The sequence below is a fragment of the Superficieibacter sp. HKU1 genome, assembly GCF_029319185.1.
GTDB lineage: Bacteria > Pseudomonadota > Gammaproteobacteria > Enterobacterales > Enterobacteriaceae > Superficieibacter.
Genome location: NZ_CP119754.1, coordinates 4,074,245 through 4,094,409 on the forward strand (window position 1 = coordinate 4,074,245; position 20,165 = coordinate 4,094,409).

Sequence of the window (20,165 nt, forward strand, 5' to 3'; positions counted from 1 at the left end):
ACAGACGCTATAAAGATACAGGGAAGCGCAAGGCGAGAATAGCAATCATTGATATGGTGAATATAAATATTCTTTATTGATTCGCTGCTTTTACATTCTGTACGTGAGGAAGAAGGCGTTAAGGAAGGTCAGCGGGAGAGTGAATAAGCCCGGTCGCATACACCGGCCGGGCCAGAGTGCGTCTTAGCGAGCGGCTTTCAGGCGACGGCCCTCTGCATCTGCTGCGCGCATTGCCGCCAGCACATTGACCGGCGTAACGTCGTAAGGTTCGTTATGCATGGTTTCGCCAGGCTGGCAGGAAGCCTCGGCCGCTTTCATCAGATCGGCATCGCTGACATTTTCCAGACCAATATCCGCAAGCGTGGTTGGCAGACCCAGCTCCAGGCAGAAACGATAAACGGTATTAATCAGTTCGGGATCGCGATCGGTCAGCATCAGCATTGCCAGGGTGCCGAACGCCACTTTTTCACCATGCCAGAAACGATGAGTCTCCGGCAGCACGGTCAGACCGTTGTGAATGGCATGCGCCGCCGCCAGACCACCGCTTTCAAAGCCAAGGCCGGAAAGCAGCGTATTTGCTTCGATAACGTGCTCAAGCGCAGGCGTGACCTTCTGCTGTTCGCAGGCGTTTTTCGCCTGGACGCCATATTTCAGCAGCGTATCAAAACACATGCGTGCCAGCCCGTATGCCGACATCGGGCCAGGGCGACCGGTCATGTTACCGGCCAGTTTAACGCGGCAATCTTCCGCTTCGAACCAGGTGGCCAGCGCATCGCCAATACCTGACAGCAGGAAGCGTACCGGTGCCTGGGCGATAACGCCGGAGTCAACCAGCACCACGTCCGGGTTACGCGGGATCATCAGATAACGTTTAAACTGCCCTTCCTGAGTATAAATAACCACCAGGGAGCTGCACGGCGCATCGGTTGATGCCAGGGTAGGAACAATCACAATCGGACGTTTTAAGCTCGCGCCAGTCGCTTTAGACGTATCCAGCGTTTTACCACCGCCAATGCCGACGATAACCTCCGCGCCGCAGGCTTTTGCCAGCCCGCAGATACGTTCGATCTCTTCGTCAGAGCATTCGCTGTTGAAGATTTCAACCTGATAATCCAGCTTGCCTTTCAGTGCGCCATCAATTTTATCGCCTAACTTTTGATGAACAACCGGATCCTGCAATACCAGTGCTTTTTTACCGAGGCGCAGGATTTCATCAGCAAGAGAATGTTCAATCGCGCCAGCACCTTGTACATAGCGTCCGGGGAAAATAGCGGTAGTAATCATAAAATCTCCTTATAAATAATTACAGTTCCACATAGGGAACCTAAGTTCTGAATTACATTTAAATTTACTCCATATTTAAACCCCGTCAACAGCAGAATATAAAATTCCTCGCCATGTTATTCATTAGATGAATTAAACAAATCAATTCATTTGCATAAATTATGAATGTTAATCATTCGTGAAATATTAACATCTGATATATAAAGTGGAGCAGATCACATAAATACTCTCCGTTACGTTTCGCCTTAAAATATCTATTGCACCTCTTTCTGAATAGGTAAATAATTCCCTTCACTGAACAACGGTTCTCCATGCAGAACAACAAGGATGGCAGTTTAAAATGAATCTTGATTGCTTTAAAGGGATATTCCCACCCGTTCCCACCATCGTAAATCGTGACGGCCAGCTTGACCGTGAAAGTATGGCGCGCATGCTTGATAAAGTCATCAACGATGGCGCTAACGGTATGCTAATCCTCGGCAGCGGCGGTGAGTTTAGCCACATGACCCACCAGATGCGTCTCGACGTGGCTGAGTTTGCGCTGAAGCACGTCGCGGGCCGCGTACCGGTGATGATTGGCATTGCCGCGCCGGGAACCGATGAAACGATTGAATACGGCTTGCACGCTCAGGAACATGGCGCCGCTGCCGTTCTGGTCGTGAATCCTTATTACGCCCTCTTAAATGCTGATTTTATTTATCATCATTATCGCAAGGTTGCAGAAAGCCTGAAAACGCCGGTTTTACTGTATAACTTCCCTGCGTTAACCGGGCAGGATATTGGCCTGGAGGTTATCGAACGCCTGGCGCGCGATGTGCCGAATATCGTAGGCATTAAAGATACCATTGATAACATCAGCCATACCCGTGAAATTATCAATCGCGTTCACGCTTTCCGCCGTGACTTTATTATTTTCTCCGGCTATGACGAATATATGCTTGATACGCTGATCCTTGGCGGTCACGGCGGTATTCCAGCCACCTTTAACATCGCCCCGCATATTACCGGCGGTATTTATAAAGCGTTTATCGAAAAAAATTACGAAGAGGCGTTTGAAAAGCAGCGCACGCTGGCCAAATTGTCTTCGCTTTACGCGTTAGAATCACCGTTCTTTGGCGTCATTAAAGAATGTATCAAAGCGGCAGGTACCGATATTTCAACGGAAGTTATCGCGCCAACGCAAAAACTGTCGGCAGAAAAAACTGAGCAAGCAAAATCCATCCTTCGCTCAGCAGGCATCATTAAGTAAGCCATCGGACGATATGCTCTGCGTCTTTCAGGCTACCGCATCGTCCGTAGCCTGAAAAAACAGGAAACTTAGGGACCCATGACGATGAATACACCTTATCCAGTCATTAAAATTAACGACAATGATGATGTTGTCGTTGCACGCTTTGCGGTAGCGAAAGATACGTTCCTGCCGCATGAAAATCTTACCGTGAATAAGGATATTCCGGCTGGACACAAAATTGCCCTCCACGATATTGCCGCCGGCGATGCGGTCAAGCGTTACGGTCAAATCATCGGTTTCGCCTCAAGAGACATTAAAGAAGGCGACCATATCCATACGCATAATTTGAGTATGGGTGATTTTTCCCGTGATTATGCCTTTGGTGTTGATACCGTTGAATTACCCAAAGCCGATCGCATTGATACCTTTATGGGTATCCGCCGTGCCGATGGCCGCGTGGCAACCCGCAATTTCATTGGTATTCTGACCTCCGTTAACTGTAGTGCCACCGTTGCCCGCGCCATTGAAGATCACTACAAAAAAGTGGGCCTGGATGATTTCCCGAATGTCGATGGCGTCGTCGCCCTGCCCCAGAGTTTTGGCTGCGCGTATGGTTTCGACAGCGAAACCATGACCGTCATGCGCCGGACGCTGAGCGGCTACGCGCGGCACGTTAATTTCGCCGGCGTGGTGATTATCGGCCTGGGCTGCGAATCTAACCAAATCAAAGATCTGATCCGCACGGAAGGCCTTGAAGAAGGCAAAATGCTGCACAGCATGACCATTCAGGAAACCGGCGGCACCCAAAAAACCATCGATAAAGGCATTGAAATCATTAATGCCATGCTGCCACAAGCCAATAGCGTAGTGCGTGAACCGGTGCCGGTCAGCGAAATTATCCTCGCGCTGGAGTGCGGCGGCTCAGACAGCTACTCCGGGATCTCCGGCAACCCGGTGCTCGGCTACGTTGCGGATAAAATCGTTCAGCAGGGCGGCACCGCTATTCTTTCCGAAACCTCAGAAATTTTCGGTGCGGAACACCTGTTAACCCGCCGGGCAGTCACGCCTGAAGTGGGTCAGAAGTTAGTTGACCGCATTGCATGGTGGGAAGATTACTGCGCCAGAACGAAGAGCGAGATGAACAACAACCCTTCTGCCGGTAACAAAGAGGGCGGACTGACGACGGTGCTGGAAAAATCGCTGGGCGGCATCGCGAAAGGCGGTACGTCTAATCTCGTTGAAGTGTACGAGTATGCTGAGCCGGTGACGGCAAAAGGCCTGGTCTTTATGGACACCCCTGGGTACGACCCGATGGCGGTAACCGGCCAAATCGCCGGTGGCGCCAATCTCCTGTGCTTTACCACCGGTCGCGGCTCGGCCTTTGGCAGCAAACCTACGCCGTCACTGAAAATCGCCACTAACAATGCGCTGTGGCAGCGTCAGCAGGAAGATATGGATCACAACTGTGGCGATGTGGCCGAAGGTACAGAAACCATTGCTCAGGCGGGCGAGCGTTTATACGCGCTGGTGCTGGCCATGGCGTCCGGGCAGAAAACAAAAAGCGAGAAATTTGGCTACGGCGGCCTGGAATTTGTGCCGTGGACCATGAACGCCATTATGTAATATTACCGAAATTAATCGGTAACGTATAAATATAATAAGGAGGTCTTTTGTCTGGCCTCCTTATTATTACCTTAAGAATAAACTGTATTTCTCATTGACGTTCACTATTATCAGATCGCGTGAATGCCAATCAGCGTTCATTTATACATTTCCAGTTACAAGGACTACCACTATGTCGTTCGTCAAAAAGCTATTACAGGATGTGCCATTACCGGATATGGTGAAAATAAAACAGCATTTTCCCTCTCCGGAAGAAATAACGGATATTCCGCTTACGATTCACCAGCAGTTTAGCCAGCCGGATATTCGCAAAACCATTAAACCCGGAATGACTATCGCCGTGGGACTGGGAAGTCGCGGCGTGGATAAAATTGCTGAAATTGCCCGGGCGGTCGTCGCAGAACTGAAAGCATTAGGCGCGCATCCTTTTGCGGTGCCAGCGATGGGCAGTCACGGCGGCGCGACCGCGGCGGGTCAGTTGCACGTGCTGGAAAATCTCGGCATTACCGAAGCCACGCTGGGCTGCGAAATTCGCTCCTCCATGGAAACCGTAAAGGTTGGCGAGATTGAAAACGGCCTGGACGTCCTGATGGATAAAAATGCCATGCAGGCCGACGGTATTATCGCTATCAACCGTATCAAAGCGCACAACGCGTTCACTGCGCCAATGGAAAGCGGCATTCTGAAGATGATCACCATCGGCTTTGGTAAGCAGGAAGGCGCGGATGCCTGCCATACGTATGGTTTCGGCAATATGGCGAAAAATATCCTTGATATGGCGCGCGTTAAAATGGCTAATACGCCCTTTTTATTTGGCGTGGGCACCATTGAAAACGCCTACGATAAAGTGGTTAAAATTGAAGCCATTCCGGCAAATCGCCTGGAAGAGCGTGAAAAAGCGCTGCTGGCCGAATCCAAAAGCTATTTCCCGCGCATTATGTTTGACAACGTCGACGTAGTGATTATCGATCTGATGGGCAAAATCTACTCCGGCGGCGGCATGGACGGTCACGTCATGGGTCGCGCACCGACACCGTACGTGGAGCCAATCGCCTCCATCCGTCCGGATCGGATTGCGGTCCTCGACCTGCATGAGCAGAGTGGTGGCAATGCGACCGGCATGGGCTGGGCCGATTATTGTACCCAGCGCCTGTTTGATAAAGTTGATTTGCAAGAAACCTACCCGAACGTCATTACTTCGCGTTTAGCCCGTGACGGCTTTGTGCCCGTGATCCTCTCTTCCGATAAAGAGGCGATTCAGGCCGCGCTGAAAACCTGCATTATTCTGGATGGCCGCACTGAAATCCGCATGGTCCGTATCGCCAATACGTTACATATCGACGACATGTATATCTCAGCGAATATGCTCGACGATGCCATGAAAAATGAAAATATTGAAATTATTTCTGGCCCGGCTCAGTTCCAGTTTGATGAACAGGACAACCTGGTCGATCTGGGAAATATTTCAGGAAAAAATAAGCATCATTAATATAAAAAATCCCTTTTAAACGGGAAATCATTTATATGACAGGAGTCATTATGTCAATATCCACAGCTCTACCCTCTATTGTCAGTAAAACGAAGTGGCGGCTTATTCCTTTTATGCTGATGCTGTATATTCTGGCATTTTTGGATCGATCCAATATCGGTTTTGCGAAAGAAACCTATCAGGTTGATATTGGCCTGAGCAATGAAGCCTATGCGCTGGGTGCAGGGCTTTTCTTTGTGGTCTACGCCTTCCTCGGCGCACCCGCTAACCTCTGCTTACGTAAATTTGGTGCCCGCCGCTGGATCGGCATGACCACGCTGGTCTGGGGCGCACTGTCCGTCGCGATGGGATATGCCGACAGCGAGGCGAAGTTCCTGACGGTACGCGTTCTGTTAGGCATTGCCGAAGCGGGCTTCTTCCCTGGCATGATCTACCTCACCTCCCAGTGGTTCCCGCAGGCGAACCGTGCGAGCGTGATGGGCCTGTTTTATATGGGTGCACCGCTGGCAATGGCCTTTGGTTCTCCGCTTTCTGGCGCGCTGCTGGAACTTCACGGCTGGCTGGGCCATCCGGGCTGGTTCTGGATGTTTGTTATCGAAGGTATCCTGGCGGTCGCTGCCGGTGTATGGACATTCTCCTATCTTGATGATGCACCTGCCCACGCCCGCTTCCTGGACGCTAAAGAGCGTGAAACGTTGCAGTTGCAGCTGGCAAAAGAGGAAAGCAGCAAATCCACCGCGACCATCGGTGAGGCGCTGAAAAACCCACGCGTATGGCACCTGGCAGTGATTTACGGCACCATCCAGTGCGGCGTATATGGCCTGATTTTCTTCCTGCCAACGCAGGTTGCGTCAATTATGGGCAGCTCGGTGAATTTCATGACATCCGTCATTACCGCGGTTCCGTGGCTGTGTGCATTATTCGGCACGTTCTTTATTCCGCGCTATTCAGACAAAATTCAGGAACGTCGTAAAATCGCAGCAATTACCTTCTGCATCGGTGGTCTGGCATTAATGGCTTCTGCTTTTGTCAGCCCTTACGCCGCGATTATTGCGCTGTGCCTGGCGGCAACGGCGTTCTTTGCCTGCCAGCCGGTATTCTGGGCCATTCCGACCAGCCTGCTTTCAGGTAGTGCGCTGGCCGTAAGTATCGGTTTTATTAATATGTTTGGCGCATTTTTCAGCTTTGCCGCCCCGCTTATTCGTGTGCACGCTGAAACGATCTTTGCTTCTCCGGCAGCGGGTTTAGTTTCCATCGGCTCTATTGTCGTTGTGGGCGCGCTGGCGATCATGGCGCTGGGTAAACAGGGTTCAGCTCAATTGAGCACCCAGACAAATAAATAAGATTTTCAGGAGTATTAATTCGTGAGCAGCACCAGGATGCATATTCACCTTGATGTTATTGGCGGGATTGCCGGCGATATGTTTGCCGCTGCAATGCTGGATGCGTTTCCCGACCTTCGCTTACCGCTTGAGAACATGCTGTCCGGCTTAACGCTTGCACTGAACGCGAGCTTCCGACTGGAAGACGCGATGGACAAAGGGTTAACCGGCAAGCGTTTTCAGGTCGTTATGGGTAATAGCGTGGTGAGCGATAAAACGCATCTGGTCTTTACCCCCGCCAGACGGTCATCGGCGGTGCTGGCTCCTGCTGCTCACGATCATCATCACTATCGCTGGCAGGATGTGATGCAGCGCCTCGACAGGGCTACACTGCCGGAGAATATCGTCCGCTGTGCCAGGGAGATTTATACCCTGCTGGCTCAGGCCGAGTGCGCCGTTCACAATACCAGCCTTGAGCAACTACATCTGCATGAAGTGGGCGCAGCCGATGCGTTAATTGACATCGTCAGCGCCGCTTTTCTTATTCATCACAGCCAGGCCAGTAGCTGGTCTGTCTCTTCCCTGCCGTGGGGCGGCGGCATGACCCGCTGCGCGCACGGTAACATTCCCGTTCCCGCACCAGCCACGCTTAACCTGCTCGACGGCTTCTCATGGTTTGACGACGGCCAGCCCGGCGAGCGGATCACGCCCACCGGTGCCGCCATCCTCGCGTGGCTCAAGCCGCGTTTCGCGCCGGTTCACGGGAGCAGTAGCGCTACCGGTTATGGCTTCGGCAACCGCCAGTTTGCCCAGTGCGCTAATGTCCTGCGCATCTGCGCCTTTACTCAGCGCGCCGCCACCCTGCAACAGGAGAGCATTATCGCGGTGCAGTGTGTCATTGACGATATGACGCCGGAATTGTTGGCTATCGCTATCGACCAGTTACGCCAGCATGACGCGGTTATCGACCTGAACACCTACGCCGGGCAAGGCAAAAAACAGCGCTGGGTTACCCATCTGGAGATCCTCTGCCGCGCGCCGGAGCTGGATGACGTATGCCAGGCCATTTTTAACCAGACTTCGACGCTGGGCGTGCGTTTTCATCCCGTTACCCGCTACACCCTGCCGCGTCGCCATGACGTGATTACTCACGAACAGCAAGAATGGCCGGTGAAATACGCGCGTCGTCCCAACGGCGAAGAGAGCTGCAAAGTCGAGGCGGACAGCCTGTGCCTCTCTTCGCAGAGCCATCATCAGCGTCAGGGTATTAAAGCCACCATCGAAAATCATCTCGTCAGCAAATAAGGCCATAACGTGAATACAGATCGGGAAATTCTCCATAAAATTTCGCTATTAGAAGCATGTCTGCGCGCAACCGAACGCTGTACGATAGCCGTCAGCGGCGGTATCGACAGTATGCTGCTGTCATGGATAGCCAGCCGCTGCCTGGGCGATAACGCGCTGATTGTTCACGCCACCTCACCCGCCGTATCGCAAAAAGACGGTAGCCGGGTCCGCGATTATGCCGCGCGCTGGCAGTGGAATTATCAGGAGATCGTCTCCGATCAAATCCACCAGGAACGTTATCAAAGCAATCCGCTAAACCGCTGTTACTACTGCAAAAGCGGTCTCTATTGCCAGCTGGGAAAATTCAACCACGGCCATATCATGACCGGCACCAACATGGACGATCTTGGTGATTTCCGTCCGGGGCTGATTGCCGCTCAGGAGCAGGGCGTGCGCCACCCTTACGTCGAATGCCAGATAGATAAAGCCACCATCCGTCACATCGCCGCCCATTTTCAGCTTGTTGATTTGCAGGATCTCCCGGCGTCACCTTGCCTGTCGAGCCGGATTGAAACCGGGATCCGCATCAACACGGCCCAGCTCTCTCTGATTGACCGCGCGGAAAACTATCTGCGCCAGCATTTTCCTGAACAAACCGTCCGCCTGCGGATTCGTAAAGACGGGCTGGTGGTCGAACTCGCCGGATCGACGCTCGACCGGCTGGATGCGCAAAATAAAGCGGACCATATAACCTGCGTCGAATCGATGGCGCGCGAAAGCGGCATTGATGCGCCGGTACGTTTTGCCCCCTATACGCAGGGCAGCGCGTTTATTGGGGATAAGAGTGTGCGAGTGGGGCAATGACAGACATTATTATGGATTTCCAGCGCACGGCGCGCTGCGGCATCAGCGAAGCGGTGCTGTGTGAATATAAAGACAGCGATCAAATCGCCGCCATTCTGACGATGGGCCAACAGCAGCAGCAGCGGTTGCTGTTAACCCGCCTGTCGCCAGAAAAGTATCAACAACTCGACGAGCAGCATAAACGCCAGCTGCACTGGTTTCCTGGCGCCCAGTGCGCCATTCTCGGTGAAAATCCGCCGCTCACCGCTGAGGCCGTCATCGGCGTGATCTCCGGCGGCGCATCCGATCGCCGGGTCTGCGAAGAGATCCAGCTTACGCTGAACTTCCACGGCATCGCCTGCCAGCTGCACCAGGATCTGGGCGTTGCCGGATTATGGCGCTTACAACAACATCTGGCGCAGTTGCAGCAGTACAAAATTATTATTGCCGTGGCGGGAATGGAAGCTGCGCTGCCGACCGTGGTGGCCGGACTGGTTCGCGCCCCGGTGATCGCCGTCCCCACTTCCGTAGGCTACGGTATTTCCGCTGGCGGACAGGTGGCGCTGAACGCCTGCCTGGCAAGCTGCGCGGGTGGGGTGATGACCATGAACATTGATAACGGCTACGGTGCTGCCACGGCCGCCATCCGTATTTATCACCAGTTTGCGACGATCTGAAAAGACAACATGATGAAACGACATCCTCAGGCTATTATGCTTATCGCCGTGCTGGTCCTGGCCAACCTGTTTTCCTGGATCTGGGCCTTTTATGTGTTCCACGATAACACCACGCTCATGGCATCGGCGTTGCTGGCGTGGAGCTACGGCCTGCGTCATGCGGTGGACGCCGATCATATTGCCGCTATTGATAACGTGACGCGCAAGATGCTCCAGCAGAATAAATATACGCCGGGCGTCGGCGCATGGTTCTCGCTCGGACATTCCAGCATCGTGATCCTCGCTACCGTCGCGATTGCCGTCACGGCCACCGCCTTTCAGCGGCAGATGGGCTGGCTGCATGACTATGGCGGCATTATCGGTACGCTGGTTTCCGCGACCTTCCTGATCGTCCTGGCACTGGTTAACCTGGTGATCCTGCGCAGCGTCTGGCAGTGCTTCAAAAAAGTGAAACAGGGGCAAACGCTGGCCTCAACGGAGCTGAACCTCGCCTCCGGCGGCCTGATGAGCCGGATCATGGCCGGAAGCTTCAGGCTGGTAAATCAAAGCTGGCATATGTATTTCGTTGGCTTTTTATTTGGCCTCGGTTTTGATACCGCAACGGAGGTGGGTCTGCTGGCAATTTCCGCCACCGGCGCATCAACCGGCATGTCAATATGGGCGATTCTTGTCTTCCCGGCGCTATTTACCAGCGGTATGGCATTAATTGACACCATTGATAATTTATTGATGATCCATGCCTACGGCTGGGCCTTTAATAAGCCGCAAAGAAAGCTCTACTATAATATGACGATTACGGGCACCTCGGTCATTATTGCGCTGTTTATTGGCGGACTGGAGGCATTAGGCTTACTCGTTGATAAATTCAGTTTACGGGGTGAATTCTGGGAATGGATTAATACAATGAATGATAGTTTAGGTGACGCGGGTTTCTGGGTCATTGGCATATTTATCGTTTGCTGGATTGTCTCCGTGCTTAACTACCGCTGGAAAAACTACGACGCCCTGCCGGTAAACTGATTGTCAGATTAAACCGGCCGCGGAAAAGTGTCCGCAGTCGGTCATCAGTCATATTGCAAAGGAGTTTAAAGCAAGTATAACTATGCGTATGTATTGGAGTATAATATTTCGTATTCTTCTGGCTGGCTATTGAACTTAATTATGCTATCAAATTCAACCACCTCTGTTCCCGCACTCGATAAGACCATCAGGATCTGCAACTATCTTTTTGCTTCGCCGGGTGCGACTTTCAGCCAGATCCAGCAGGACCTTTCTCTACCTAAAAGCAGTACCTCTTCTCTGCTTAACGCCCTTACCGTTCACCACATTTTGCGTCAGGAAAAAGGCCGTTTTTATCTGGGCCTTAAACTGTATGAGTGGGGTAACAGGTCGCTTGAGCAGTTCGATATTCGTAATATTGCGCTACCGGTTCTGGAAAGAGTGCGTAATCAAACCGGGCTCACCTGCCATTTAGGCGTGCTGGACGATCTCTCTCCCATCTATATTCTGAAACTGGAAAGTAATCATCCTATTGGCATTCGTACCTGGGAAGGGAAAAAATTACCCCTTCACAGCTCTGGCGTCGGCAAAGCGCTGTGTGCGTGGTTACCGGAAGAGAAAATTGACGTGCTGCTGCCGGATGAAAACCTGCCCCGCTACACCGACACCACCATCACCAAAAAAAGCGAGTTGATGAAGGAGTTTGCCAGCATCAGAAACCGGGGCTGGGCTTATGATAACGAAGAAGATTGCCCTGGAGTGTTCTGCATCGCCGCGCCGGTGTTCGATCACAAACATAATGTTATTGCGGCGATCAGCGCCTGCGGCGTACAGCTTCAGCTTCCCGAAGAGAAGATCGCCGAAATCTCCCGGCTGATTATGAATGCCTGCCGCGATCTCTCCGCCAAAATGCTGTGATCCTGTCGTGGTCAGCCCTGCGGGGCTGACACGCTATTCCGCTTTTTTATGCCAGTAGGCCACGCTGCGTATCCGCTGCGGGTCAGGATCCTGAGCCTCAAACACCGCCGACAGCTTTTTCACCGTCTCGCCTTCACCGGTCAGCCAGATAAAGTAATCGTCACGCGGAACCGTGAACTGCGCCAGACGTGACGCAAGGGCTTGCTCATCGTGACCGATAATCCACGCAATGTTGAAATCAGCAAGATGCGCCAGATACCCTTTCAGCGCCGCATCGTTTACGCTGACGATCGCCTCAACGTGCGGACGCCGGGCCAGACGCTGTAACCCCTCCAGCCGACGACGCAGGGCTGGCATACCGGACTCATCACACACGTAAAGCTGCCAGGCATAATCCTCCGGCACCACCAGCGATCCGCGCGGCCCGCCAATCGTCAGCGTATCCCCGACCCGGGCATTGACCGCCCAGCTGCTCGCCACGCCACCCTCGTGGATGAAAAAATCCAGCGCCAGTTCATGACGCTCAGCATCGTAGAGCGGCGTGTAATCACGGGCGGCAGGACGCACGCCATCGGCCCAGATAATGCCTTCATCCGTCACCGTGGGCGGGATCAGTCGCGTCCCCTCCGCCGGGAAGAAAATTTTAGTGTGGTCATCAAACCCTTGCGAGGAGAAACCGTCCAGCGCCTCGCCGCCCAGCACGATACGCTGGAAGCCGGTGCTGATACGTTCGACGCGCAGCACGTCAAGTTCACGAAAACGCAGTTCATTGCGCACGCGCCGTGGATAAGGAGATTTTTCGCTCATAATGTCGCCTTTTGTGAATTTCCGATATATCTAATCTTATTTTTAAATGATAATGATTGTTATTTATCAGAAAATCAAGCATTTTTTGATACACACCGGTAATGTTTATGACGACTTTAAAAAACCATTAAAATTAGGGCAATAAGGTCATTTCCTCTTGTAGTAAATGCATAATTAGATATAAATTAGATATATCAAAACACGTAAGGAGTTTTTATGCGACATGTTGCTCAGGATGGCGAACAGCATCCTCATGAACGCGGCGGACGCCGCCAGCGCTTCTTTGGTCACGGCGAGCTACGGCTGGTGATCCTCGACAGGCTACGGCGTAACGCCAGCCATGGTTATGAGATCATCAAAGAGATTGAAAATCTGACGCTGGGCAATTATGTCCCAAGTCCGGGAGTGATTTACCCGACGCTCGATCTGTTACAGGATCAGCAGTTGATTACCATCACCGACGAAGACGGCGGGCGTAAAAAAATCGCGATCACTATGATGGGCCAGCAGTGGCTGGAGAGAAATCGCGAGCAGTTGATTCAAATCCACGAGCGGATTAAAGCGCGCTGCGTTGGCTATGAGCTACGCAAAAATCCGCAGATGAAACGCGCGATTGATAACTTTAAGGCCGTGCTGGATTTAAAAGTGAATCAGGGAGAACTTAACGCCGCGCAGCTTAAACATATCATCGGCATTATTGACCGCGCGGCGCTGGAGATCTCCCAACTGGATTAATGCAGCACGGCGACGGCATCTTCCAGGCGACTGGCGCGGTGCTTCACCATCGCCGAAACGGCAGCGTTCTCCTCCACCAGCCCGGCGTTTTTCTGGGTGATCGCGTCCAGCTCTGCCACGGCACGGGTCAGGTCGGCCAGGCCGGTTGCCTGCTCGGCGGTTGAACTGCTGATTTCGCCGAGCAGTCGGGTAACGTTTTGTACCTGCAACACGATGTCTTCCATGGTCTGCCCGGCGGCATGTACCTGATGGGAACCGGATTGCACTTTGCTGGCGCTGGCATCAATCAGCTTGCGGATATCGTTGGCGGCACTGGCGCTGCGGCTTGCCAGATGGCGCACTTCGCCCGCCACCACCGCGAAGCCTTTGCCCTGCTCGCCCGCCCGCGCCGCTTCGACGGCGGCATTCAGCGCCAGGATATTGGTCTGAAAGGCAATGTCGTTAATCAGCGTGGTAATGGAGCCAATACGCTGAGTGCTGCTGGCGATCTCATCCATGGTTTTTACCACCGTTTCCATGGCCCTGCCGCCATCGGTCGCTGCACTGCTGGCGGCACTGGAGAGTTTATCGGCCGCGGCGGCTGTCGCGGAGTTCTGCTGCACCGACGCGGCCATCTGGCTCATGGTCGCCGCAGTCTGCTGGACGTTGACCACCGTTTGCCGGGTGCGCTCGTTCAGTTCATTATTGCCTTTTGCCATTTTAACGCTGTCATTGCGCACGCTGGCTACCTGGCTGGCAACATCGTTCATCAGCCAGCGGCTCATCAGTCCCAGTTGCCCGACGGCACGCAGGGTCAGTCCCAGTTCATCGCTGCGATGAAACGGCTCAACGCTGCTTTTCTCGCCGGTTGCCACGCTCAGCGCCTCTCGTGCCACCTTTTCTACCGGCCGGATAATCTGCCATTCAAAGCAGGCGCAGCCCAGCATGACCAGCAAAGCACTGTAAAGAACCGACCACGGTGGCGCACCGCTGGCCAGCAACGCGCCCGTGAGGGCCAGAAAAAGGACCGCCATTACGCTACGCGCACGCCAGCGCAGCGGCAGGGCATTCAGCCGCCCGGTAATGCCTTTATGGATTACCCTTCCCTTATGGATCCGCTTATTGCAGCGGCCGGTTTTCAGCGCCTGATATAACGGCGTCACGGCAGCCACATCGTCCGCCTGCGCCTTTGTACGAATCGACATGTAACCGGTAATTTTACCGTCGCGCACCATCGGTGCCACGTTAGCCTGTACCCAATAGTGGTCGCCATTTTTGCAGCGGTTTTTGACGATGCCGGTCCACGGTTCGCCCTGCTGTAGCGTGTACCACATATCAGCAAATGCCGCTTTGGGCATGTCCGGGTGGCGCACCAGATTGTGCGGTTGCCCCATCAGTTCCTGAAGTGAAAACCCACTGACCTGTACAAAAGTATCATTGGCGTGAGTGATTATACTGCGCAGATCGGTGGTGGACATTAATGTCGTGTTGTCGTCCAGAAGATGCTCACGTTGGGTAACAACAGAAGAGTCAGACATAATTGCATCCTTTGCATGTGATTGGATGTTAATTTTTTGATGTAATGTTATGTCGGCGATAATTTTTTTATCTTTAGTTGTTAAATTTGATTTAGATCGCAATTTGCGATTAAACCTCATTATTTGCAGGATTATTTAATTCATTGATTTTTAATATTTTCGTCATGAAATAATTCATTCCTGTGCTCATTGCTGGTGCAGTCCGCGCTTCATTCTGGCGCAACCGCCTGATTCCCCTACTCTCTTGCTTTTGGCTTTCAGACAGAACCGTTGCCTGAGGATAAGCGGTACGATTAAATATCGTACTATTCTGCTTTTACCTGGTGTTTATCCTGATTTCTGCTAAGCCCGTCGAAGTGGCGCAATCCCTGCAATACTTAAATCAGTATCATGTGATACGCGCGCCCCCGGAGCTTATTTTGAACAGACTACCTTCCAGCGCATCGGCGTTAGCCTGCACCGCGCACGCACTGAATCTCATTGAAAAGCGAACGCTTGATCATGAGGAGATGAAAGCACTTAACCGAGAGGTGATTGACTACTTCAAAGAGCATGTAAATCCAGGGTTTTTAGAGTACCGAAAATCTGTTACCGCTGGCGGGGATTACGGAGCCGTAGAGTGGCAAGCGGGAAGTCTGAATACGCTTGTCGACACCCAGGGGCAGGAGTTTGTCGATTGCCTCGGTGGTTTTGGCATTTTTAACGTGGGGCACCGTAATCCGGTTGTGGTTTCCGCCGTACAGAATCAGCTCGCTAAACAACCTCTTCATAGCCAGGAACTGCTCGACCCCTTACGGGCGATGCTGGCAAAAACGCTGGCGGCCCTCGCGCCCGGCAAACTGAAATACAGCTTCTTCAGCAATAGCGGCACCGAATCTATCGAGGCGGCGCTGAAACTCGCCAAAGCGTACCAGTCCCCGCGCGGCAAATTTACCTTTATCGCCGCCAGCGGCGCGTTTCACGGTAAATCGCTGGGCGCGCTGTCGGCCACGGCGAAATCCACCTTCCGCAAACCGTTTATGCCGCTGCTGCCGGGTTTCCGTCACGTTCCCTTTGGGGATATTGACGCGATGCGTCTGATGCTGAGTGAATGCCAGAAAACCGGCGACGACGTGGCGGCGGTGATCCTGGAGCCGATTCAGGGTGAAGGCGGCGTGATCCTGCCGCCGCCAGGCTATTTGCCTGCCGTGCGTAAGCTGTGCGATGCTTTTGGCGCATTGCTGATTCTGGATGAAGTACAGACCGGCATGGGCCGCACCGGCAAAATGTTTGCCTGCGAGCATGAGAACGTGCAGCCGGATATTTTATGTCTGGCAAAAGCGCTCGGCGGCGGGGTGATGCCGATTGGGGCGACTATTGCGACCGAAGAGGTGTTTTCGGTGCTATTTGATAATCCTTTCCTGCACACCACCACCTTTGGCGGCAATCCGCTGGCCTGCGCGGCGGCGCTGGCAACCATTAACGTTCTGCTGGAGGCGAACCTGCCCGCACAGGCCGAGCAGAAAGGCGATATGCTGCTGGACGGCTTTAAACTTCTCGCCCGCCAGTATCCGGGGTTGATTCAGGATGCGCGCGGCAAAGGGATGCTGATGGCGCTTGAGTTTGTTGATGGTGAGACGGGATATCAGTTTGCCAGCCAGATGTTCCGCCAGCATATTCTGGTGGCCGGCACGCTGAACAACTCGAAGACGATCCGCATTGAACCGCCGCTGACGCTGACCGTTGAACAGTGTGAGGTGGTATTGAAGGCGGCAGGTAATGCGCTGGCCGCCCTCCAGACCACGCAGCAGGAGCCGGAAGCGGAACAGTAAGTTTATCCCCCGGCGGTGTCGCCGGGGGATAATTTACGTCGGTATGGCGTGGTCATGCCCGGTGGCCTCGCTCATCGCTCAAACCTGAAAAGGATCCGCCACACTCCGCCACTGCACCTCGCAATCGCTGGTGCCGCAAAATAACCGGACCTCTTCTCCCGGCAGGCCATACAGCCCGCCGGAAAATACCACATCGCCTAAATCGTCGCGCTTGCTGTCACCGGGGAGAAAATCATCACGACAGGCGATGATTTTTATCGCTGAGCTTACGCCAGACGCAGGATCGAAAATAAACGACGCGGCGTAATAGTGCCGCTGCTGCTGCGCATCAAACCGGGCCACGTGGGCCAGTACACCGACCCGCCCGTCCGCCAGCAGATGCGCTTCATTGGCTCCGCACCAGTCGTTTTCATCCACCTGTTCCAGTAGCGTTGCACGGGAGAGCGTCTGCGCCGTTAGCTCGCTCAGGCGGTCGATAATCGTCCAGCCAATCGTGCCCCGCCCGCCGGGCTGTCCCTGCGGGCGGGTAAACACCAGAATACGGGCATCTGCCAGTTGCACCAGGCGAATATCTTTCATTCCCCACGGTCCACAACTCAGTAACCGTAGCTGGTCGAGCGTCGAACCGCACCAGAACTGGGTGCGCCAGCGCGATACCTCACCGCCGGCAGTGAATTCTACCTCGACGCCGCCCAGCACCAGCTGGCCGCCTATCCGGCAGACAAACGGGTCCTGAAGCGGAAATATCGGGGCATCCGGCAACAAATAAGCCTGATTCCCACCCTGCCAGTGAAAAAAGCGCACCTCTGAGCGCTCGCTGTCGCGCTTCTCCACCCGCGCGGCCATCAGCCAGCGCTCGCCGTCATAAAACGGCGCGGTCGGATTATAAACGTCAAATCCATTTACGCCATCAAAGCGTATTTTTCCCCGCGCCGAAGGCTGACGGCGCGCCAGATAGTCGCGATATAACGCGTCAACCGGCGCGCGCATTTATGCCAGTCCCAGATGTTTCCACAGTGCGTCGAGCGGCATCGTTGCCAGCGCCACCTTCTCATCCGCCGCGCCGTACCAGACGTGGAGAACGTCATTACGCACCAGCGCGCCACAGGTAAACACCACGTTACCAAAGAAGCCTTCGCGCTCATACGGCGCGGTTGGCTCCAGCAGCGGCACCGGCGATTTTGCGAGGATCACCGTCGGATCGTTGAGATCCATCAGTAGTGCGCCCAGGCAATAGCGCTGATCGGCATCGACCCCGTGATAAATCTCCAGCCAGCCGCGATCGGTCTTGATCACCGGCGCGCCGCCGCCGGATTTCCGGCAGTCCCACGCGTCGCCGGAGCGTCCGAGCAGATGGCGATGATTCCCCCAGTGCAGCATATCCGGCGACTCGCAAATCCAGATTTCCGGATGCCCAAAATGGCACGGTGCCGGGCGCGTCAGGGCCTGATATTTGCCGCCGACTTTCTCCGGGAAGAAGCAGACATCGCGGTTATCCGGACACAGGATCAGCCCTTTTTTCTCCACCGTCACAAAGTCTTTCGTCACCGCCAGGGCAGTAGAAATACCGAGTGAAGAGACCGCTGAATAGTTGATGTACCATTGGCCTTCAATGTGCGTAATACGCGCATCTTCGCAGCCAAACTCTTCGTACTGCGTATCTGCGGTGATAAACGGCTGGGTATCGATGCGGAAATTGACGCCGTCGGTGCTGCGAGCCAGCCGCAGGTGCGACATCGAGGTCAGCCAGACCTGCGCCGGGTCGCTTTTCAGCACGATGACGCGCGGATCGCTGAAATCATAGCGATCGTCGCGGCGATCGAAGGTCCGCGTCGTCACCGTCCAGCCCTGCGCGCCTTTCTCCAGCAGCGGCACCACGATCTGCTGCGGATCGTCGTTGATTACGCTTTCCGCCACGCGCAGTAGCAGAATAATTTCGCCGTTGTATTCCGTCACGCCGGTATTAAAGGCGCATTCGACTTTCAGATAGGGCTGTGAAGGAACTACATCCGCCGGAACGATGAGAGGATTATGACTGTGCCTTTCCATGACGACTCCTTTTGATTAAAAACTGGTTTTTCGCTATCCACGTCGCATCGTCGCCGCTCAGGATGTCAGCGGCAATATCACGCCAGGGATTAAGAACGGGCTCGCCGAAATTGATCGCCACCCACACCTGTTCTTCCGCCGTTTCGCGGGAGAACCAGATGCAGGACTGGGTTAATTCAAGCGAGCAATAGTGGCCCTGGCGCAGCGCATCGGTGGCGTTACGCAGGGCAATAAGCTGACGGTAATCGTGCCAGAGTGAAGCGGCATCCTGCTGCTGCGCCGCCGCATTCAGCGCCTGCATCCGGATATCAATGGGCATCCACGGCGCTACGCTGGAGAACCCGGCGTAATCGCCGTCGTCCCACGGCAGCGGCGCGCGCGAACCGTCGCGCGACTGCGCCACCGCCACCGCCAGCGCCTGCTCGGGTGACATCCCGTTGTCGAGCGCGGTCTGATAATGGGTCCGCCCCTGAATATCAAACACCTGCCCGATAGACTGCGGACGATAATCGGTCAGCCCCAGCTCCTCGCCCTGAAAAATAAAGGGCACGCCGCTGGCGGTAAGCTGAAGGGCGAGTACCGCGCGGGCGCGGGCAACATCCCGGTCGTTTTCGCCAAAGCGGCTGATCATTCTCGACATGTCATGGCTGGAGAAAAACAGCGTCGGCAGGCCGGACTGCTGTTGTCGCATCGCGTCCAGCTCAGCAAACAGGCGCGCCGCGTCGAACGTTTTCTGGCTGCCGAGGTTAAAGTTAAAGACGACATCCATCAGCTGCGGGCGTTGATAGCGGCGAAGTACGCTGAGATCCTCGCTGCCAATCTCACCAATCAGGAAGATATCACCGCGCTGCCGCACGTAGTGACACAGCCGCTGGAGCGCGTTGATAATCCCCGGCTGGTTGATGTCGTGGTCGTGGCGCTGCTCGCCGTTCTCTTCCGGGTTATCCGCCAGGATACCGTCAGTGGTCAGGAAGTTGATGACGTCAAAACGAAAACCGTCTACGCCCTGCGTAATCCAGAAGTCGATTACCTGGCGAATTTCACGTTCTACCTGCGGATTCGCCCAGTTTAAATCCACCTGCTGCGGGGCGAATTTATGGTAATAGTACTGGCCGGTATCCGGCTCCGCCGTCCAGGCGCTGCCGGAGAAAAACGACTGCCAGTTATTCGGCCGGTCGGTAAAAATAAAGTAGTCGCGATAGCGGCTGGCGGGATTATTCCACGCGTCTTTAAACCACGGATGCTCAGACGAGACGTGGTTGACCACCAGATCGATAATCACCCGGATGCCGCGCGCATGGCATCCCGCCACTACGCGGCGGAAATCATCCATATCACCGAAGCGCGGGTCGACCGCGCAGTAGTCACTAATATCGTAACCGTTATCGACCAGCGGCGACGGGTAAAACGGCGTGATCCAGATGGCCCCGACGCCGAGGTCCGCCAGATAATCCAGCCGGGTCAGCAGCCCTGGAAAATCGCCGAGGCCGTCGTGGTTGCCGTCGCAAAAGGACGGCAGATAAATTTGATAGCAGACGCTCTCCTGCCACCAGGGAATAGTATTCACGTCAAT

At 54.2% G+C, this 20,165-nt stretch carries 17 protein-coding genes; 11 read left to right on the plus strand and 6 right to left on the minus strand.

What is annotated here, in order from left to right; genetic code table 11:
- Positions 1 to 183: 183 nt before the first annotated feature.
- Positions 184 to 1,284: a glycerol dehydrogenase gene (locus tag P0H77_RS19395; RefSeq protein WP_276158842.1), complete on the minus strand. Its 1,101-nt coding sequence runs from the start codon at positions 1,282 to 1,284 to the stop codon at positions 184 to 186.
- A 340-nt stretch (positions 1,285 to 1,624) separates the two neighbouring features.
- On the opposite strand from P0H77_RS19395, the gene P0H77_RS19400 reads away from it, so the two are divergent.
- From P0H77_RS19400 to P0H77_RS19440, 9 genes are all read left to right on the plus strand, one after another.
- Positions 1,625 to 2,533: a dihydrodipicolinate synthase family protein gene (locus tag P0H77_RS19400; RefSeq protein WP_276158843.1), complete on the plus strand. Its 909-nt coding sequence runs from the start codon at positions 1,625 to 1,627 to the stop codon at positions 2,531 to 2,533.
- An 84-nt stretch (positions 2,534 to 2,617) separates the two neighbouring features.
- Positions 2,618 to 4,138, plus strand: coding sequence for an altronate dehydratase family protein (locus tag P0H77_RS19405; RefSeq protein WP_276165181.1), 1,521 nt, complete (start codon positions 2,618 to 2,620; stop codon positions 4,136 to 4,138).
- A 172-nt stretch (positions 4,139 to 4,310) separates the two neighbouring features.
- On the plus strand, positions 4,311 to 5,627 hold the full coding sequence (locus tag P0H77_RS19410) for a lactate racemase domain-containing protein (RefSeq protein ID WP_276158844.1): 1,317 nt from the start codon (positions 4,311 to 4,313) through the stop codon (positions 5,625 to 5,627).
- 50 nt (positions 5,628 to 5,677) lie between these two features.
- Complete coding sequence (locus P0H77_RS19415) at positions 5,678 to 6,970, plus strand: MFS transporter (RefSeq protein WP_276158845.1); 1,293 nt, start codon at positions 5,678 to 5,680, stop codon at positions 6,968 to 6,970.
- Positions 6,971 to 6,991: 21 nt separating this feature from the next.
- Entirely contained in the window at positions 6,992 to 8,254 is a 1,263-nt protein-coding gene (locus P0H77_RS19420) for a LarC family nickel insertion protein (protein WP_276158846.1), read from the plus strand.
- A gap of 9 nt (positions 8,255 to 8,263) precedes the next feature.
- Complete coding sequence (locus P0H77_RS19425) at positions 8,264 to 9,100, plus strand: hypothetical protein (protein WP_276158847.1); 837 nt, start codon at positions 8,264 to 8,266, stop codon at positions 9,098 to 9,100.
- Positions 9,097 to 9,756, plus strand: a complete 660-nt coding sequence (larB, locus tag P0H77_RS19430; protein ID WP_276158848.1) for a nickel pincer cofactor biosynthesis protein LarB — start codon at positions 9,097 to 9,099, stop codon at positions 9,754 to 9,756. Before P0H77_RS19425 ends, larB begins: the two co-directional genes overlap by 4 nt.
- Positions 9,757 to 9,765: 9 nt before the next feature.
- On the plus strand, positions 9,766 to 10,776 hold the full coding sequence (locus P0H77_RS19435; protein ID WP_276158849.1) for a HoxN/HupN/NixA family nickel/cobalt transporter: 1,011 nt from the start codon (positions 9,766 to 9,768) through the stop codon (positions 10,774 to 10,776).
- A gap of 141 nt (positions 10,777 to 10,917) precedes the next feature.
- Positions 10,918 to 11,673, plus strand: a complete 756-nt coding sequence (locus P0H77_RS19440; protein ID WP_276158850.1) for an IclR family transcriptional regulator — start codon at positions 10,918 to 10,920, stop codon at positions 11,671 to 11,673.
- A gap of 33 nt (positions 11,674 to 11,706) precedes the next feature.
- Here the strand turns inward: P0H77_RS19440 and P0H77_RS19445 are convergent, their stop codons facing one another.
- Complete coding sequence (locus P0H77_RS19445) at positions 11,707 to 12,480, minus strand: siderophore-interacting protein (protein WP_276158851.1); 774 nt, start codon at positions 12,478 to 12,480, stop codon at positions 11,707 to 11,709.
- 216 nt (positions 12,481 to 12,696) lie between these two features.
- Between P0H77_RS19445 and P0H77_RS19450 the strand changes: the two genes are divergently transcribed.
- Positions 12,697 to 13,215: a PadR family transcriptional regulator gene (locus tag P0H77_RS19450; protein ID WP_276158852.1), complete on the plus strand. Its 519-nt coding sequence runs from the start codon at positions 12,697 to 12,699 to the stop codon at positions 13,213 to 13,215.
- Here P0H77_RS19450 and P0H77_RS19455 read toward each other — a convergent pair.
- The gene (locus P0H77_RS19455) at positions 13,212 to 14,732 is read right to left on the minus strand and encodes a PAS domain-containing methyl-accepting chemotaxis protein (RefSeq protein ID WP_276158853.1); all 1,521 of its coding nucleotides are present in this window, start codon (positions 14,730 to 14,732) and stop codon (positions 13,212 to 13,214) included. The genes P0H77_RS19450 and P0H77_RS19455 overlap by 4 nt on opposite strands.
- A 419-nt stretch (positions 14,733 to 15,151) precedes the next feature.
- Between P0H77_RS19455 and ygjG the strand changes: the two genes are divergently transcribed.
- On the plus strand, positions 15,152 to 16,543 hold the full coding sequence (gene ygjG / locus P0H77_RS19460; RefSeq protein WP_276158854.1) for a putrescine aminotransferase: 1,392 nt from the start codon (positions 15,152 to 15,154) through the stop codon (positions 16,541 to 16,543).
- Between the two features lie 78 nt (positions 16,544 to 16,621).
- Here the strand turns inward: ygjG and P0H77_RS19465 are convergent, their stop codons facing one another.
- Genes P0H77_RS19465 through P0H77_RS19475 form a run of 3 tightly spaced genes read right to left on the minus strand, consistent with a single transcriptional unit; the run spans position 16,622 to position 20,159 of the window.
- Positions 16,622 to 17,533: a DUF1861 family protein gene (locus P0H77_RS19465; RefSeq protein ID WP_276158855.1), complete on the minus strand. Its 912-nt coding sequence runs from the start codon at positions 17,531 to 17,533 to the stop codon at positions 16,622 to 16,624.
- Positions 17,534 to 18,592 (minus strand): glycoside hydrolase family 130 protein, encoded by a 1,059-nt coding sequence (locus P0H77_RS19470; RefSeq protein WP_276158856.1) that lies wholly within the window; start codon positions 18,590 to 18,592, stop codon positions 17,534 to 17,536. It lies immediately after the preceding gene.
- Positions 18,573 to 20,159, minus strand: a complete 1,587-nt coding sequence (locus P0H77_RS19475; protein WP_276158857.1) for an alpha-amylase family glycosyl hydrolase — start codon at positions 20,157 to 20,159, stop codon at positions 18,573 to 18,575. The genes P0H77_RS19470 and P0H77_RS19475 overlap by 20 nt, the downstream gene beginning before the upstream one ends.
- Between the last annotated feature and the right edge of the window lie 6 nt (positions 20,160 to 20,165).